Source organism: Kitasatospora sp. NPDC001261, from assembly GCF_042896795.1.
GTDB lineage: Bacteria > Actinomycetota > Actinomycetes > Streptomycetales > Streptomycetaceae > Kitasatospora.
In genome coordinates this window covers 102,313-119,598 of sequence record NZ_JBIAXP010000018.1, presented here as the reverse complement: position 1 = coordinate 119,598, position 17,286 = coordinate 102,313, and the positions used below count along the sequence as shown (strand labels likewise).

Annotated in this window: 13 protein-coding genes; 7 read left to right on the top strand and 6 right to left on the bottom strand. The window is 74.0% G+C overall.

Annotation, left to right across the window (positions count from 1 at the left end):
• Positions 1 to 107: 107 nt before the first annotated feature.
• The gene (locus ACFY4B_RS24355; RefSeq protein WP_049659839.1) at positions 108 to 1,532 is read right to left on the bottom strand and encodes a CCA tRNA nucleotidyltransferase; all 1,425 of its coding nucleotides are present in this window, start codon (positions 1,530 to 1,532) and stop codon (positions 108 to 110) included.
• A 367-nt stretch (positions 1,533 to 1,899) separates the two neighbouring features.
• Here ACFY4B_RS24355 and ACFY4B_RS24350 point away from each other — a divergent pair, with 367 nt between their 5' ends.
• The 7 genes from ACFY4B_RS24350 (at position 1,900) to trxA (ending at position 12,632) form a co-directional block, all read left to right on the top strand.
• Complete coding sequence (locus tag ACFY4B_RS24350; RefSeq protein ID WP_387970922.1) at positions 1,900 to 4,422, top strand: DUF6049 family protein; 2,523 nt, start codon at positions 1,900 to 1,902, stop codon at positions 4,420 to 4,422.
• A 58-nt stretch (positions 4,423 to 4,480) separates the two neighbouring features.
• On the top strand, positions 4,481 to 6,943 hold the full coding sequence (gene murJ, locus ACFY4B_RS24345; protein ID WP_117488736.1) for a murein biosynthesis integral membrane protein MurJ: 2,463 nt from the start codon (positions 4,481 to 4,483) through the stop codon (positions 6,941 to 6,943).
• A 303-nt stretch (positions 6,944 to 7,246) separates the two neighbouring features.
• On the top strand, positions 7,247 to 9,268 hold the full coding sequence (locus ACFY4B_RS24340) for a serine/threonine protein kinase (RefSeq protein WP_380779734.1): 2,022 nt from the start codon (positions 7,247 to 7,249) through the stop codon (positions 9,266 to 9,268).
• A gap of 51 nt (positions 9,269 to 9,319) precedes the next feature.
• Positions 9,320 to 10,048 (top strand): RNA polymerase sigma factor SigM, encoded by a 729-nt coding sequence (gene sigM, locus ACFY4B_RS24335; RefSeq protein WP_241852816.1) that lies wholly within the window; start codon positions 9,320 to 9,322, stop codon positions 10,046 to 10,048.
• Complete coding sequence (locus tag ACFY4B_RS24330) at positions 10,045 to 11,037, top strand: hypothetical protein (RefSeq protein ID WP_387970918.1); 993 nt, start codon at positions 10,045 to 10,047, stop codon at positions 11,035 to 11,037. Before sigM ends, ACFY4B_RS24330 begins: the two co-directional genes overlap by 4 nt.
• A 173-nt stretch (positions 11,038 to 11,210) precedes the next feature.
• On the top strand, positions 11,211 to 12,176 hold the full coding sequence (trxB, locus tag ACFY4B_RS24325; protein ID WP_049655859.1) for a thioredoxin-disulfide reductase: 966 nt from the start codon (positions 11,211 to 11,213) through the stop codon (positions 12,174 to 12,176).
• A 129-nt stretch (positions 12,177 to 12,305) separates the two neighbouring features.
• Positions 12,306 to 12,632, top strand: coding sequence for a thioredoxin (trxA, locus tag ACFY4B_RS24320; RefSeq protein ID WP_049655857.1), 327 nt, complete (start codon positions 12,306 to 12,308; stop codon positions 12,630 to 12,632).
• A 93-nt stretch (positions 12,633 to 12,725) separates the two neighbouring features.
• On the opposite strand, the gene ACFY4B_RS24315 is transcribed toward trxA, so the two are convergent.
• The 5 genes from ACFY4B_RS24315 to ACFY4B_RS24295 form a co-directional block, all read right to left on the bottom strand.
• The gene (locus ACFY4B_RS24315) at positions 12,726 to 13,340 is read right to left on the bottom strand and encodes a GNAT family N-acetyltransferase (RefSeq protein ID WP_049655856.1); all 615 of its coding nucleotides are present in this window, start codon (positions 13,338 to 13,340) and stop codon (positions 12,726 to 12,728) included.
• Between the two features lie 132 nt (positions 13,341 to 13,472).
• Entirely contained in the window at positions 13,473 to 14,513 is a 1,041-nt protein-coding gene (locus tag ACFY4B_RS24310) for a ParB/RepB/Spo0J family partition protein (RefSeq protein ID WP_074001897.1), read from the bottom strand.
• Positions 14,510 to 15,481 carry a ParA family protein gene (locus ACFY4B_RS24305; protein WP_234348544.1) on the bottom strand — a complete coding sequence of 324 codons (972 nt, stop codon included), beginning with the start codon at positions 15,479 to 15,481 and terminating at the stop codon, positions 14,510 to 14,512. The genes ACFY4B_RS24310 and ACFY4B_RS24305 overlap by 4 nt, the downstream gene beginning before the upstream one ends.
• A 247-nt stretch (positions 15,482 to 15,728) precedes the next feature.
• Positions 15,729 to 16,547, bottom strand: coding sequence for a 16S rRNA (guanine(527)-N(7))-methyltransferase RsmG (rsmG, locus tag ACFY4B_RS24300; protein WP_079271995.1), 819 nt, complete (start codon positions 16,545 to 16,547; stop codon positions 15,729 to 15,731).
• Between the two features lie 159 nt (positions 16,548 to 16,706).
• The gene (locus ACFY4B_RS24295; protein ID WP_049655854.1) at positions 16,707 to 17,237 is read right to left on the bottom strand and encodes a R3H domain-containing nucleic acid-binding protein; all 531 of its coding nucleotides are present in this window, start codon (positions 17,235 to 17,237) and stop codon (positions 16,707 to 16,709) included.
• Between the last annotated feature and the right edge of the window lie 49 nt (positions 17,238 to 17,286).

Here is a 17,286-nt window from a genome sequence, read left to right as displayed (position 1 = left end):
TTCGGGGGGGGTGTGGGGGGGGGGGGGCCCCCGGGGGGGGGGCGGCCCCCACCCCTCTCGTCGTACCCGGAGCTCCCGTGGCGCCGTCGCGCCGTCCGGAGCCGGGCTCAGCCCTGCTGCTCGGCCCACCAGGCCCGCAGCGCCCCGACCGCCTCGTCGTGCTCCATCGGGCCGTGCTCCAGCCGGAGTTCGAGCATGTGCTTGTACGCCTTGCCGACCTGCGGGCCGGGCTTGAGGCCGAGCAGCTCCATGATCTGGTTGCCGTCCAGCGCCGGGCGGACGGCGTCCAGCTGCTCCTGCTCCTTCAGCTCGCCGATCCGGGTCTCCAGGCCGTCGTAGGTGCGGGAGAGCGCGGCCGCCTTCTTCTTGTTGCGGGTGGTGCAGTCGGAGCGGGTCAGCTTGTGCAGGCGCTCCAGCAGCGGCCCGGCGTCGGTGATGTAGCGGCGCACCGCGGAGTCGGTCCACTCGCCGCCGCCGTAGCCGTGGAAGCGCAGGTGCAGCTCGACCAGGCGCGAGACGTCCTCGGTGAGCTCCTTGGAGTACTTGAGCTCGCGCATCCGCTTGCGGGTCATCTTGGCGCCGACCACCTCGTGGTGGTGGAAGGAGACCCGGCCGTCCGACTCGAAGCGGCGGGTGCGCGGCTTGCCGATGTCGTGCAGCAGCGCGGCCAGCCGCAGGGTGAGGTCCGGGCCGTCCTGCTCCAGGTCGATGGCCTGCTCCAGGACGGTCAGCGAGTGCTCGTAGACGTCCTTGTGCCGGTGGTGCTCGTCCCGCTCCAGCCGCAGCGCGGGCAGCTCCGGCAGCACGTACCCGGCCAGGCCGGTGTCGACCAGCAGCCGCAGGCCCTTCACCGGGTGCTTGGCCAGCAGCAGCTTGTTCAGCTCGGCCTGGATCCGCTCGGCGGAGACGATGGTGAGCCGCTCGGCCATCGCGGTCATCGCGGCGACCACCTCGGGCGCCGGGTCGAAGTCCAGCTGGGCGGCGAAGCGGGCGGCCCGCATCATCCGCAGCGGGTCGTCGGAGAAGGACTCCTCGGGGGTGGCGGGGGTGCGCAGCACCCGGGCCTCCAGGTCCTCCAGGCCGTGGTGCGGGTCGACGAAGCCGCGGCCGGGCAGGTCGACGGCCATCGCGTTGACCGTGAAGTCCCGGCGGACCAGGTCCTCCCCGATGGTGTCGCCGTAGCTGACCTCGGGCTTGCGCGAGGTGCGGTCGTACGCCTCGGAGCGGTAGGTGGTGATCTCGATCAGGAAGGAGCCCTCGGGGGTGTCCTTGCGGGCGCCGACCGTGCCGAAGGCGATGCCGACGTCCCAGACCGCGTCCGCCCAGCCCTTGACCAGCTTGAGCACCTGCTGCGGACGGGCGTCGGTGGTGAAGTCCAGGTCGTTGCCGAGCCGGCCGAGCAGCGCGTCCCGGACGGACCCGCCGACCAGCGCCAGCCGGTGACCGGCCGCCTGGAACCGGCTGGCGATCTCGTCGGCGACCGGCGACACCCGCAGCAGCTCTTGGAGGCCGAGCGTCTGGGCCTCGCTCAGCCCTGGGACGACCTGGACGTCGGTGCTGGAACGGTCGGTGCGCGCGGTGGGCTCATTGGCAGTGGACACGGCTCACAAGGGTACGTGCCCCGACAGGTCAACCGCCCGCGCGTTCTGGGCGTCTCACCCCACAGCCCGCAACACTGCGCCGCGGGCTGCATCGTTACCATGCCGGTGGACGAGTCTCGGGCACCGGACAGGGGATGCGGTGCCGCGCGCCGCCGCCGTCCGCGGGATCCCCGTGGCAGCGGTGCGGCGACGGCGTCGGGCGAAGAGCTCCACCAGAGTCAAGCGAAGACCGTCGGGCGGACCGCGCCGGACGGACAGCATCAGCAGCGAACGATCGAGAACGGCGAGGGCGAAGCGAGTGAGTGAGCCGGCACGGCACTCGGGCCTGGGGGCGCACCGACAGCCTGGACGGGCCGAGCGCCCCGCCGGGGGGCGCCATCCGGCCCGCCGTGCGGGCCGGCGCCTGGCCGCCGCCTGCGCGGCCGCCCTGGCCCTCTTCACGGCCTCCCCGGCCGGTGCGCTGCCCGCCGGCGGCAACGTCCGGCCGGCCGGCGACTCCACCGCCACGGCCGAGTACCCGGTGGTGATGACCATCGACACGCTGAACCCGCAGGTGGCCGCCCCGGGCGGGATCGTGACGATCACCGGCCAGGTCACCAACGCCGGCAAGTCGGCGATCAAGGGCGCCCACGCGGCCGTCCGCAAGCCGTACTCCGGCAAACCGCTGGACCGGCGCAGCGACCTGGCCAACGTGGCCGACCGCTCCACGCCGGACAGCAAGGACGGCGTGGAGCTGGACAGCCCGCAGTACGCCCTGCCGGAGCTGAACCCGGGGCAGAGCCAGCCGTACACCCTGAGCGTCGCGGTGAGCGACCTCGGCTTCTCCGCGAGCGGCGCGTACGAGCTCGCGGTGGACGCCTGGGGCGGGACCGGCGACAACCCGCGCGACCGCGCCCTGGGCATCGCCCGGACCTTCCTGCCGTACAACCCGGGCGGCGCCGAGGCGCAGCCGACGAAGGTCGCCACGATCTGGCCGCTGGTGCACGCGCCGGTGCTGGCCGCCCAGACCACCGCCGACAACAGCGACCAGCCGACCCCGGTGCTGCGCGACGACAGCCTGGCCGGCGAGTTCGCCCCGGGCGGCCGGCTGTACGAGCTGGTCGACACCGGCGCGAAGCTGAACGGCCTGACCTGGGTGATCGACCCGGACCTGCTGGACGCCGCGCTCGCGATGACCAAGCCCTACCGGGTGCAGAAGCCGGGCACCGAGGCCGCGGGCAAGTCCGCCAAGGACGACAACACCGTCCAGGTGCCCGCCTCGGCCGCCGCCGTCGCCTGGCTGGACAAGCTGCGGGCCGCCGTCGCCAAGCCGGGCAGCCAGGTGGTCTCGCTGCCGTACGCCGACCCGGACCTCGCCTCGATCGCCCACAACGGCTCCGACCTGGCCGGGATGACCACCGCACTGAGCAAGGCGTCCACCGCCGGCCGGCTGACCGTCGAGGGCCGGCTCTCCGTGGACACCCGCTCGGACGTCGCCTGGCCGTACCGGGGCTACCTCGACCAGCAGATCGCCGCCCTCGCCCAGCAGTCCGGCAACGGGCTGGTGCTGGTCGACGGCGCGAGCATGCCGGAGCCGGACTCGCTCACCTACACCCCGACCGCGGTCCGCCCGATCGGCAGCGGGCAGAGCGCCGTGGTGGCCGACGAGACCGTCTCCGCGCTCTTCGACAAGGACCTGAGCAGCCCGCAGGCGCAGACCGACGCCACCCAGCGCTTCCTCGCCGAGACCTTCGCGATCACCCACGAGCAGCCGCAGAACCAGCGCGGGCTGCTCGTCCTGCCGCCCCGCGAGCTGAGCACCGCCGGCGCCAAGGCGCTGGCGAACGCCCTCCAGACGGCGGACGGCAAGTGGATCTCCTCGGTCAAGCTGGACGCGGTGGCCCAGTCCGCGGCCGACCCGAAGGCCAACACCGCCGTCCCGGCGCCCACCGACTACCCGACCCAGATCCGCGCCTCGGAGCTGCCGGCGGCCGACCTGAGCCGCACCGACGACATCCAGCACGACCTGGACACCCTGATGCGGGTGCTCACCCTGCCGCAGCGGGTGCGCGGCCCGTTCAGCGCCGCGATGGTCCGCTCGCTGTCCACCGAGTGGCGCAGCCAGCCGCCGGCCGGGAGCACCTACCGGGCCGGCGTCACGGGGTACCTGAAGGAGCTCACCAAGGCCGTCCAGGTGCCGAGGAAGAACGTGGTCACCCTGGCCGGCGAGTCCGGCCTGCTCCAGGTCAGCGTCCGCAACGACCTGACCCAGACGGTCACCAACCTGAAGCTGGTGCTCACCTCGGCCCAGCCGAACAGGCTGCGGGTGAGCAAGGAGGAGGAGCTGGTCCTCCCGGCCTCGCAGAGCGTGACGCTGCGCTTCAACGCCGAGGCGCACAACAACGGGCCGGTCGCGATGACCGCCCAGCTGTGGACCACCGGCCCCGACTCCCGGCCGTACGGCGAGGCGCAGAAGTTCACGGTGGAGGTCACCTCGGTGACCAACGGCGTGCTGTACGTCTTCGCGGGCGCCGGCGTCCTGCTGCTGCTGGCCGCGCTGCGCTTCGTGCGCCAGCGCAAGCGCCTCGGCGGGCAGCCGCACGAGGACGGCGACCAGCCGGTCGGCGACGCCCCGCTCGGGGACGCCCCGGCCGCGGGCGGCGCCGCGGCGGCGGAGCCCGCCCCGCGGGCCCCGGCGGAGGACACCGCGGAGGGGGCCCCGGCGGCGGACGGGACCGACGGGACGGACGACACCCCTGGTGACGGTCCCGCGCAGACACCGCGTGGCAGCAGCCCGGATGGCCGGGATCGGGCCGCCGGTGATGAGAAGGTTGGTCCTTGATACCGCCGACCCCCTGCCTTGCCGGGCCGGCCTCCCCCCACGACAGCGAAGAGGTGACATGACCGGGCGCAGCGAGGAGCGGCCGTCGGGCCGCGGTGAGAGCCGGCCGGGCGCCGAGTCGCCGTCCGGCGACTGGTACGTGGCCGACACCTACGCCCAGGACCCGTACGCGGTGGACGCGTACGGGAACCCCCAGGACGGCCAGGACCCGTACGGTCTGCGGGCCGGTCGGCCCGCCGCGCCCCAGCCGCCGGCCGCCGCGTACGACGTGCCGCCGCAGCTGCCGCCGCAGGGCGTCGGCTACCCGACGCCGGTGCCGCCGACCCCGTACCAGGCCCCGGAGCACTTCGGGGCCCCGGTGCCGCCGGTGCAGCCCGGCTGGGACACCCCGGTGCAGCCCGCCTGGCCGCAGGAGCCGGCCCCGGCGCAGGCCGCCGGCGGCCACTGGGGCGGCGTCGAGCAGCCCCGGCAGCAGTGGCAGCCCGGCCCGGCGCACTCCGCCTGGGACACCGAGACCACCGAGTACGTCGGGGTGGACGGCCTGTTCGGCGGCCGCGAGGCGCAGGCCGCGGTCCAGCCGCCGGTCCCGCAGCCCGCCCCGGCCCCCCAGCCCGGCCCTCCGCCCGGCCCCGCGCCGTACCCGCCGATGGGCGGCCACCCGGGGCAGCCCCCGTACGGCGCCGCTCCGGGCGGGCAGCAGCACTTCGTGCCGCCGATCGAGTTCGACCCGCCGCTCTCCGAGGCGGAGGCCACCATGCAGGTGGCCGCCGTCGCGGTGCCCCCGGCGGTCGAGCCGCTGGCGGACATCGTCGCCGAGGAGCGGGCCGCCGAGCAGGCGCCCGCCCCCGCCGCCGAGCCCGGCAAGGCGGCCGGCGGCGGCAAGGTCTCCAACCTGCTGAACTCCAGCGCGATCATGGCGGCCGGCACGCTGGTCTCCCGCGGCACCGGCTTCGTCCGGACCATGGTGATCACCGCGGCCATCGGCGTCGGCATCATGGGTGACTCGTACAACGCCGCGAACACCCTGCCGACCCTGCTGTACATCCTGATCGGCGGCGGCGCGCTGAACGCGGTCTTCGTGCCGCAGCTGGTGCGCAGCATGAAGAACGACGAGGACGGCGGCACCGCGTACGCCAACCGGCTGCTCACCCTGGTGATGGTCGGGCTCGGCGGCGTGGTCTTCCTGGCGGTGCTCGGGGCGCCCGTGCTGGTGCGGCTGATCGCCCAGCCGATGATGGCCAACCCGGAGCGCGCCGAGACCACGGTGGCGATGGCCCGCTACTGCCTGCCGACCATCTTCTTCATGGGCATCCACGTGGTGATGGGCCAGATCCTCAACGCCCGCGGCCGCTTCGGCGCGATGATGTGGACGCCGGTCCTGAACAACATCGTGGTCATCTTCACCTTCTCCGCCTACATCTGGGTCTACGGCGGGTTCGGCACCACCCAGGTCACCCCGGAGGGCATCTCCCCCGAGGGCGTGCGGCTGCTCGGCCTCGGCACCCTGATCGGTCTGGGCGTCCAGTCGCTGGCGATGATCCCGTACCTGCGGGCCGCCGGGTTCCGCTTCCGGCCCCGCTTCGACTGGCGCGGCCACGGCCTGGGCAAGGCCGCCCGGCTGGCCAAGTGGACGTTCTTCTTCGTGCTCGCCAACCAGGCCGGCTACCTGGTGATCACCCAGCTGTCCACCAAGGCGGGCGCCGCCGCGGCGGCGGCCGGCCACAACGGCGTCGGCCTGGCCGCGTTCTCCAACGCGCTGCTGATCTGGCAGCTCCCGCAGGCCGTGATCACGGTCTCGATCATGAGCGCGGTGCTCCCCCGGCTCTCCCGGGCGGCGGCCGACGAGGACGCCGGTGCCGTACGCGACGACATCTCCTACGGTCTGCGCACCACCGCGGTGGCGGTCGTCCCGGCGGCCTTCCTGTTCCTGTCGCTCGGCCCGGTGGTCGGCCGGGCGATCTACGCGATCGGCGGCAACGACACCGTCCTGAACGACGCCACCAACGTCGGTCTGATGCTCTCCGCGTTCGCGCTGGGCCTGATCCCGTACTCCGCCCAGTACGTGATGCTGCGCGGCTTCTACGCCTACGAGGACACCCGGACGCCGTTCTACAACACCGTCTGGGTCGCCGCCTGCCAGGCCGGCTTCGCGCTGCTGTGCTGGCTGGTGCTGCCCTCCGAGTGGACGGTGACCGGCCTCGCCTTCGGCTACGGCCTGGCCTACGCCATCGGGGTGATGGTCGCGATGCCGAAGCTGAAGAAGCGGATCGGCGGGCTGGACACCAAGCGGATCGGCCGGACGTACAGCCGGCTGGCCGCCGCCTGCGTCCCGGCCGCCCTGGTCGGCCTCGGCGCCAGCCTGGGCGTCCAGCAGGTGCTCGGCGGCTGGCCGGGCAGCGTGGCGGCCCTGGTCGTGGCCGGCGGCCTCCAGCTGGCGGTCTTCGTGCTCATCGCGAAGCGCCTGCGGATCGAGGAGCTGAACTCCATGCTGGGCATGGTCCGCGGCCGACTGGGCCGCTGACCGCCCGACCACCGGCCGGACGAGCGGGCGCCCTGACCGGGCGTCAACCGGAGCAGAAGGCTCCTCCGCTCGTCCGGCCGAGTGCTGGGCCACCGGTTGGTTCGGGTCCGCCCGACCGCCGGATGGCGACCAGGTGTCGGATCTGCACCACATCTCTCCACCCGTATGCAACCGAGCGGACGTCTCAGCGGTCGTACCCGGTGGAGAAGAGTGGGCACAATTGTCCTGGAGCACAGGGCCGCCGACCCTAGGGCTCCAGCGACTCTCTCAAGCCGCGGCGACACAAGGGGAGGCAGGACCACGGTGGCTGATGGCACCAAGGCGGTCGTCGACACGTCAGCAGCTGACGCGGCGACGGACGAGGCCGCGCTGGCCGCGGCGATCGACGAGCTCGCGGGCTCGGACGACGCCGGCGAGAGCACCTCCGCGGACGCCCGCGAGGGCGCCCCCGCCGCCCCCACCGCTGCCGCCGCCCCCGGGCGCCCCGACGCGGACGAGAACACCGACCAGGACGGGGAGAAGGGCCGGGGCGAGGACCGGGACCGCGACGACGCGCCGGCCGCGGGCCCGGAGCCCGCCGCCGGCGAGGAGACCTCGGAGATCACCGCCCCGCTGTCGGTCCAGGAGCTGCGCGCCGAACTGGCCGCCGGGTCCCCCCGGAAGAAGCCCGCCCCCGAGCCCACCCGCCCCGCGCGCCGCCCCACCGACCCGCAGCCCACGGTCGACCCGCGCGACACCGCCACCCTCCCGCGCACCCTCCCCGCCCCGCAGCGCCGCAGCGGGGACATGATCGGCCACCGGTACCGGCTGGAGGAGTGCATCTCCCAGACCGAGACCTTCAGCAGCTGGCGCGCCGTCGACGAGAAGCTGCGCCGGGCGGTCGGCGTCCACCTGATGGCCTCCGGTCACCAGCGGGCCCGCAAGGTGCTGGCCGCGGCCAAGTCCGCCGCCCTGCTCGGCGACCCGCGCTTCGTCCAGGTGCTGGACGCCGTCCACGAGGGCGAGCTGGTCTACGTCGTGCGGGAGTGGCTGCCGCACTCCTCCGACCTGGCCAGGCTGCTCGCCAACGGCCCGATGGAGCCGCACGAGGCGTACCAGATGGTCCGCCAGGTCGCCGACGCCGTCGCGGCCGCCCACCGGCGCGGCCAGGCCCACCTGCGGCTCACCCCGCGCTGCGTGCTGCGCACCGACAGCGGCCAGTACCGGATCAACGGCATCGCGGTGGACGCCGCCCTGCGCGGGCTGCCCGCCGAGGACGCCGAGGACGCCCAGCGGGCCGACACCCGCGCGATCGGCGCACTGCTGTTCGCCGCGCTCACCCACCGCTGGCCGTACCCGGAGGACCGCTACGACCTCCAGGGCCTGCCCAAGGGCCTCCAGAACGCCGCGCCGGACCAGGTCCGCGCCGGGGTCCACAAGGGCCTGTCCGAGCTCGCCGCGCGGGCCCTGTTCGACCAGCCGCCGCACCACGCCCAGCCGATCACCACCCCGGAGGAACTGGTCCGGGCGATCGCCAAGCTGCCCAAGATCCGCCAGCCCGCGCCGGAGCTGCCCGCCTTCCCGGCCCCGCCCCGGCACAACACCCACGCGCTGCCCACCGCGCCCAACCCGACCCGGGTCGCCGACACCACCGTCTCCCCGCTGCCGGCCTCCTCCCGCCCGGCCCCCTCCCGGCGCACCCGCACCCGGCGGCGGCTGCGCCGGGTGGTCAAGGCCACCGCGTGGACGGTCGCGCTGGGCGCGATCGGCGTCGCCTCCTGGCAGTTCGTCGACAGCCTGCGCCACACCGGGGCGGCCACCGCGTCCCCGCTGACCTCGGCCAGCAGCACCGCGCCGAGCCCCCAGGCGAGCACCCACAACCCGGTGTCGATCGCCATCAAGGAGGCGCAGTCGTACAACCCGCTGGGCGACGGGCCCGAGGGCACCGAGAGCATCGGGAAGGCGATCGACAACGACGCGAACACCTCCTGGACCACCGGCTGGTACGTCGACCAGCTCGGGCCCAAGCCGCCCGCGCTCAAGTCCGGCACCGGTCTGCTGATCGACCTCGGCTCACCGCAGCCGGTCTCGTCGGTGAGCGTCCTGTTCTCCGGCGGCGAGCAGTCCGCGGAGCTGCGGGTGCCCACCGCGGCCGCCGCCGGCAACCCGCTGCAGGCCAAGCCGGACGCCTTCACCGTCGTGGGCAAGAAGACCGGGACCAATGTCGAGTACGCCCTCGACTCCCCGACCACCACGCGGTACCTCTTGATCTGGCTGACCGGTCTGGCGAAGGATGCCGACGGCAAGTACCGGGGCCACGTCGCCGAGGTCAAGGTCTCCGGCTGACCCGGGGCGGACGGCCCCGGCACGACGGCACGACGGCAGAGGGGGGTCACGGTGGCGGACGACGACGCGGCGCTGCTCGCCCGGCACGTCGCCGGCGACCCGGCGGCCTTCGGCCTGCTGGTGGACCGCCACCGCGACCGGCTCTGGGCGGTCGCCCTGCGCACCCTGGGCGACCGCGAGGAGGCCGCCGACGCGCTCCAGGACGCCTTGGTGTCCGCCTTCCGCGCCGCCGCCGGCTTCCAGGGCCGCTCGGCGGTCACCACCTGGCTGCACCGGATCGTGGTCAACGCCTGCCTGGACCGCGCCCGGCGCAGCGCCACCCGGCGCACCACCCCGCTCGACGATGACCCGCAGCGGCTGGACACCCTGGTCGGCGCCGCCGAGCCGGCCGACTCCCCGGTGGTCCGGGCCGAGCTGCACCGGGAGCTGACCGCGGCGCTCGCCGAACTGCCCGCCGAACAGCGGGCCGCCCTGGTGCTGGTCGACATGCAGGGCTACCCGGTGGCCGAGGCCGCCGAGCTGCTGGGCGTCCCGGTGGGCACGGTGAAGAGCCGCTGCGCACGCGGCCGGGCCCGGCTCCTCCCCCTGGTCCGGCACCTGCGCGAGCCCGATGTTTCACGTGAAACACCGCCCGCCCCCGGCTCGGCCCCGCCGCGCCGGGACACCCCCGGGAACCCGAAGCGCCCCGGCTCCGTCACAGGGACGGGGCCGAGCACCGGCACAGGGACGGGGCAGAGCACCGGTCGGACGATGCTGGAAGGAGACGTGAGCACCCGATGAACGCCCATCCCTCCTTCCCCGACCCCGCCGACGACCACCCCCCGGTCGAGCAGCTGGCCGACCTCGCCGAGGGCCTGGTCGACTCCCCTTCCACCGTCGAGGCGCTGCGGCGGCACCTGGACGGCTGCGCCGAGTGCCGGGAGACCGTCGACGCGCTCGCCGAGGTCCGGGCCCTGCTCGGCGACGTCGAGACCCCGCCGATGCCGGCCGACGTCGCCGCCCGGCTGGACGCGGCACTCGCCGCGGCCGTCACCGAAGCCGCCGGGAGCGCCGGCGAGGCCGTCGAGCGGCCGCAGGAGGCCCCCGCGGCCGACCGTCGACCCGAGGCCCCGGCCCGGCCCGTACGCACCGCCACGGCGCCCCTCACGCCGTCCTCCGCCCCGCTCTCCAGGCCCGCGGGGCGTCCCGCCGGCCGGTCCGGCCCGGCCACCGGCCCCGGCCGCCCCCGGCGGCGGCGGTTCGCCCTGCTGATCGGCACGGCCGCCGCCCTGGCCGCCCTCGGACTCGGCGGGGCGCTGCTGCTGCAGCCCGACGACCGGTCCGGCACGGTGACGGCCAGCGCGGGCGGCGCCCCGACCGCCACCGCCGACAGCCACGACGCCCGGGCCCCGCACACGGCCGCCGGCACCGACTACCGCGAGGACGAACTCGCCACCCAGGTCCAGCGGTTGCTGGCCCGCTCGGAGAACGTCCCGGGGCTGCGGGCCACCGGGCCCGCCATGTCCGAGGGCGCCCTGCCCGCCGCCGGCGGCCGGCCGGAGTCCGACCCGCCCTCCCCCGCCGGCTCCCCCACCGGCTCCCCCACCGCGCCGGGCTGCCCGGCCCCGGCCTCCGGCACCCCGCTGGCCACCGACCGGGGCACCTTCCAGGGCGCCCCGGTGGACGTCCTGGTCTACCCGCTGCCCGGCCGGCCCGGTTTCGTCGACGTCTACCTGCGCTCCCCCGACTGCGGCCCGACCGTCCTGCACCAGGCCGTTCCCAGCCACTGACCGGCGGTTTCCATGCGATCCACGCCAACTCCGCCACGCCGCTTCCGGACTTCGGGCGGCTGGTACTGATCCGCCTGGGAATGCGAGACACTGGTCAGTCGTTGTCCCGGGCGGCGGAGCAGGACCGCCCTCCCCGCAGCAAACGCGGGTCGCGATGCGAACCAGGAGAAGCAGTGAGCGACGTCCGTAACGTGATCATCATCGGTTCCGGCCCGGCCGGGTACACGGCCGCGCTCTACACGGCCCGTGCCTCCCTCAAGCCGCTGGTCTTCGAGGGGGCCGTCACCGCCGGTGGCGCGCTCATGAACACCACCGAGGTCGAGAACTTCCCGGGCTTCCGGGACGGCGTCATGGGCCCCGAGCTGATGGACAACATGCGCGCCCAGGCCGAGAAGTTCGGCGCCGAGCTGATCCCCGACGACATCGTCGCGGTCGACCTCACCGGTGACGTCAAGACCGTCACCGACTCCGAGGGCAACGTGCACAAGGCGCGCGCCGTGATCGTCACCACCGGCTCCCAGCACCGCAAGCTCGGCCTGCCGAACGAGGACAAGCTCTCCGGCCGCGGCGTCTCCTGGTGCGCGACCTGCGACGGCTTCTTCTTCCGCGACCAGGACATCGCGGTGGTCGGCGGCGGCGACACCGCGCTGGAGGAGGCGACCTTCCTCTCCCGCTTCGCCAAGAGCGTCACGATCATCCACCGCCGGGACTCCCTGCGCGCCTCCAAGGCGATGCAGGAGCGCGCCTTCGCCGACCCGAAGATCCGCTTCGAGTGGGACAGCGCGGTCGAGGCCATCCACGGCGACCCGAAGCTGACCGGCGTCACCCTGCGCGACACCACCACCGGCGAGACCCGTGAGCTGGCCGTCACCGGCCTGTTCATCGCGATCGGCCACGACCCGCGCACCGAGCTCTTCAAGGGCCAGCTGGACCTCGACGCCGAGGGCTACCTCAAGGTCGACGCCCCCTCGACCCGCACCAACATCCCGGGCGTGTTCGGCGCCGGCGACGTCGTCGACCACACCTACCGCCAGGCCATCACCGCCGCCGGCACCGGCTGCTCCTCCGCCCTGGACGCCGAGCGCTACCTGGCCGCGCTGGACGACCTGGAGGCCAAGGCCGCCGCCGTCGCGGTCTGAGCCCTTCCCGCTCCACCCGCGGGGGTGTTCCACGTGAAACACCCCCGCCCCGGCCGGGCAGAAACAGAACGGGCCCACCCGTTGTTCTCCTGGCAGCAGCCCCCTCCGTCCGAACCCCGAGGAGTTCCCGTGGCCGGCGCCACCACCACAGTCACCGACGCGACGTTCGAGAAGGACGTCCTCGAGAGCGAGAAGCCCGTACTGGTCGACTTCTGGGCCACCTGGTGCGGCCCGTGCCGCCAGGTCGCCCCGGTCCTGGAGGACATCGCGGCCGAGCACGGCGACAAGCTGACCATCGCCAAGCTCGACGTGGACGCCAACCAGGCGACCGCCGCCAAGTACGGCGTCATCTCGATCCCGACCCTGATCGTCTACCAGGGCGGCGAGCCGGTGAAGTCCATCACCGGTGCCCGTCCGAAGGCCGCGCTGCTGCGCGAGCTGGCCGACTTCATCTAGGTCTTCCGGTCGTCGACCGCGCGGAGGCGGGGCTCCCCTCGGGGGGAGCCCCGCCTCCGTCGTTCCCGGCCCCTCGAAGGGCGTCTCCGGGCCCTAGAAGGGGAGCACCGGCTCCTTGCGCCCGCCGCCCAGCAGCCGCTCCAGCGCCCCCTCCACGTCGCCCCGCCAGGAGAGCGTGGTCCGCGCCTCCAGCCGCAGCCGCGGGTAGCGCGAGTGCGGGCGGACGGTCCTGAAGCCGACCGCGAGCAGGTGGTCGGCCGGCAGCACGCAACTGGTCGGCGCCCGCCCGGAGGAGCCGAAGGCCTCGATCGCCCGCACCCCGCGCCCGATCAGGTCCTTGGCCACGGTCTGCACCAGCACCCGGCCGATCCCCTGGCGCTGGTATCCCGGCAGCACCCGGCTGACCATCAGCTGAACGGCGTCGGGCGAGACCGGGCTGGTCGGGAAGGACTGCGAGCGGGGGACGTAGGCGGGCGGCGCGTACAGCACGAACCCGGCGGGCCGGTCGTCCACGTAGACGATCCGGCCGCAGGAGCCCCACTCCAGCAGCACCGTGGAGATCCACCCCTCCTTCTCCAGCTCCGGCTTGCCCGACTCCACCGCTTCCTTCGCACTGACCGGGTCCAGCTCCCAGAACACGCAGGAGCGGCAGCCGGCCGGCAGGTCCCCGAGGTTGTCCAGCGTCAGCGGAACGATCCGCCGTCCCATGGCCGCACCTCCTCCTCCCTCTCACGGTCGAGCATTCCCCCACGAACGCCGATGGGTGCATGTTTCACGTGAAACAGCGCTCACGTGGAACACGCACCCATCGGGTCGTCGCCCTCGGCCGGCCGGGCCGGCTCAGCCCTGCGACAGCCGCAGACCGTCCTCCCCCGGGGCCATGCTGTCCAGGATCCGGTTCAGGTCCTCGACCGAGCCGAACTCCAGCACCACCTTGCCCTTGCCCAGCCTGCCGCCGCGCTGCGACACCTCGACCTTGACCCGGGTGTCGAAGCGGTCGGACAGCCGGCTCGCCAGGTCGTTGAAGGCCGGGGAGTTCAGCTTGCCCGCCTTCGGCGCCTGGCGCCTGGGCTGCTCCGGCTCCTCCGAGCGCATCAGCACGACGAGCTCCTCGACGTTGCGCACCGTGAGGCCCTCGGCGATCACCCGCGCGGCCAGCCGCTCCTGCTGCTCCGGGTCCGACAGGCCGAGCAGCGCCCGGGCGTGCCCGGCCATCAGCGTCCCGGCCACCAGCCGGGTCTGGACGGAGGGCGGGAGCTTCATCAGCCGCAGGGTGTTGGAGACGTGCGTCCGCGAGCGGCCGATCCGATCGGCCAGCTCCTCGTGGGTGCAGGAGAAGTCCCGCAGCAGCTGGTCGTAGGCGGCGGCCTCCTCCACCGGGTTCAGCTCGGCGCGGTGCAGGTTCTCCAGGAGGGCGTCCAGCAGCAGCTTGTCGTCCTCGGTGGCCCGGACGATCGCCGGGATCCGCTCCAGCCCGGCCTCCCGGGAGGCGCGCCAGCGGCGCTCGCCCATGATCAGCTCGAAGCTGTCCACGCCGACCTGGCGGACCACGATCGGCTGGAGCAGACCGACCTCCTTGATGGAGGTGACCAGCTCGGCCAGCTTGTCCTCGTCGAAGACCTCACGCGGCTGGCGCGGATTGGGGGTGATCGCGTCCAGCGGCAGCTCGGCGAAGTACGCGCCGGCCGGCTGCGCCTGCTCGGCCCGCTTCTCGGCGGCCGCCCTGGCCGCCACCGTGCCGCGGACACTCGGCAGCGGCGTCACCGGGGCCGGTGCGGGCACGGCTGCCGCAGTCTTCGCCTCCACCCCGCCGTCCACCGGCGCGGCGGGGCGGATCAGCGCCTCCAGCCCTCGACCCAGACCAACCCTGCGAGCACTCACTGATGACCCTCCGTCGTACCGTGCTGTGCCACCGGGGCGCCGTGCCCCTGCTGGCCGTCCCGCTGCTGACCCACCAGTGAGCCGCCCGGGCCCACCGCACGCTGCGCGAGCTCGCGGGCGGCCTCCAGGTAGGAGAGCGCCCCGGTCGACCCCGGGTCGTAGGTGAGCACCGTCTGCCCGTAACTGGGCGCCTCCGAGATGCGCACCGACCGCGGGATCGCCGTGCTCAGCACCTCTTGGTGGAAGTGGGTCCGGACCTCCTCGGCGACCTGGGCGGCCAGCCTCGTCCGGGCGTCGTACATGGTGAGCAGGATGGTCGACACGTGCAGTGCGGGGTTGAGGTGCGCGCGCACCAGCTCGACGTTGCGCAGCAGCTGGCCGAGGCCCTCCAACGCGTAGTACTCGCACTGGATCGGGATCATCACCTCCTGGCCGGCGACCATGGCGTTGACCGTCAACAGGCCCAGCGAGGGCGGACAGTCGATCAGGATGTAGTCGAGCGGCTGCTCGTAGGCGGTGATGGCGCGCTGGAGCCGGCTCTCCCGGGCCACCAGGGAGACCAGCTCGATCTCGGCGCCGGCCAGGTCGATGGTGGCGGGGACGCAGAACAGCCCCTCGACGTCGTGCACCGGCTGCACCACGTCGGCCAGCGGCTTGCCCTCCACCAGGACGTCGTAGATGGACGGCACCTCGGCGTGGTGGTCGATGCCGAGCGCCGTGGAGGCGTTGCCCTGCGGGTCGAGGTCGACGACCAGGACGCGCAGGCCGTGCATGGCGAGGGAGGCGGCCATGTTCACGGTGGTGGTGGTCTTGCCCACCCCACCCTTCTGGTTGGCGACCACGATCACCCGGGTGGCGGCCGGCCGGGGCAGTCCCTCACCCGCTCGGCCGATCGCCCGGACCGCGGCCTGGGCGGCCCGCGCGATGGGCGTGTCATCGATCTGGTCGACGGTCTCCGAGTCCTGCATGGGGGTCAGTGTTTCACGTGAAACCGGAGCGGCAACAGTCGCCGCCCGGTCACGGCGGAGGATGCCCGAGAGCAAGGAGCGACGTTTCACGGGAAACACCATGCCCGCTATGCCGGAAATCTGACGTTGCGACACTCCGGTGTCCAGCCGTCGACCCCACCGACACCTGAACGACGACGGGCGGACGTTCCCCCCTCGCAGGAGGACCGTCCGCCCGTGGTCGTCAGGTGCCCGACGTCACGCCCGATCAGCGTCCGCGGCGCCGTCCGCCCCGGCCGCGCTCGCCGTTCCGGACGCTCGCGGTGCGGCCCGCCCGGGCCGCCTTGGCGCGCCGGGTGGCCGCCTTCACCCCGCCGGGGCTCTCCCCCGCCTTCACCTGGACCACCCGGGTCGAGGTCTCCAGGGTGCCCTCGCCGACGGCGATGACGCTCCACTCGACCGCACCCAGCTTGGCCAGTCCGGCCCGCGAGTCGGCCAGCTCCTGCTCCGCGCTGTCCCCCTTGAGCGCCAGCATCTGCCCGTGCGGGCGCAGCAGCGGCATGCCCCAGCCGGCCAGCCGCTCCAGCGGCGCCACCGCCCGGGCGGTCACCACGTCCACCGCGAGCTTGCCGACCATCTCCTCGGCGCGGCCGCGCAGCACCGTGACGTTGTCCAGCCCCAGCTCCCGGACGACCTCCTCCAGGAAGGTGGTCCGGCGCAGCAGCGGCTCCAGCAGCGTCACCGAGACGTCCGGACGGGCCAGCGCCACCGGGATGCCCGGCAGGCCGGCCCCGGAGCCGACGTCGCACAGGGTGATGCCGGAGGGCAGCAGCTCGGCCAGCACCGCGCAGTTCAGCACGTGGCGGTCCCAGAGCCGGGGCACCTCGCGGGGCCCGATCAGCCCGCGCTGCACGCCCGCGGTGGCCAGCAGCTCGGTGTAGCGGACCGCGGCGTCGTAGCGCTCCCCGAAGACCTCCCGGGCGGCAGCCGGTGCCTCGCCAGGGTGCTCCAGCTCGGTGGCCGGCCCCTCAGCGGCCGGGTCCACGTCCGCCCCCGGCCGGCCGGCAGCCGCGTTCTCCGTGTCCATCTCGACCTCTCCGATCCCCGGATCCACCGACCCGCTCAACGCACTGTTTCACGTGAAACATCCCAGAAGGGACGACGACCCCGCCCGCACGAGGCGGACGGGGTCGCGTCCGGTGAAGCTCTCCGGCCGCCGCGGCGGCCGGTCGTCGACCTGTCGGCCTCAGACCGGCAGCACGACCACGAACCGCTGGGGCTCTTCGCCCTCGGACTCGCTGCGCAGGCCGGCCGCGGCGACCGCGTCGTGGACGACCTTGCGCTCGAAGGGAGTCATCGGCCGCAGCTTGACCTGCTCGCCGCTGCTCTTGGCCTGCTCGGCGGCCTGGGCGCCGAGCACCGCCAGCTCCTCGCGCTTGCGGGCCCGGAAGCCGGCAATGTCCAGCATGAGGCGGCTGCGCTCGCCGGTCTCCCGGTGGACAGCCAACCGGGTCAGCTCCTGGAGGGCCTCCAGCACCTCGCCGTCCTGGCCGACCAGGCGCTGCAGCGCACGGTCGTTGCCGTCGCTGACGATGGAGACCAGGGCGCGGTCGCCCTCGACGTCCATGTCGATGTCACCGTCGAGGTCCGCGATGTCGAGCAGACCCTCCAGGTAGTCCGCCGCGATGTCGCCCTCCTGCTCCAGGCGGGAGATGAGGCTCTCGTCGGCGCTGGCGGCGGCCTCGGCCTCGACGGCGGAGGTGGTGCCTTCCGTCACTGATGGACTCCTTCGGAGATGGGCCCGTCTGTCGGGCCGGGGACGAAGC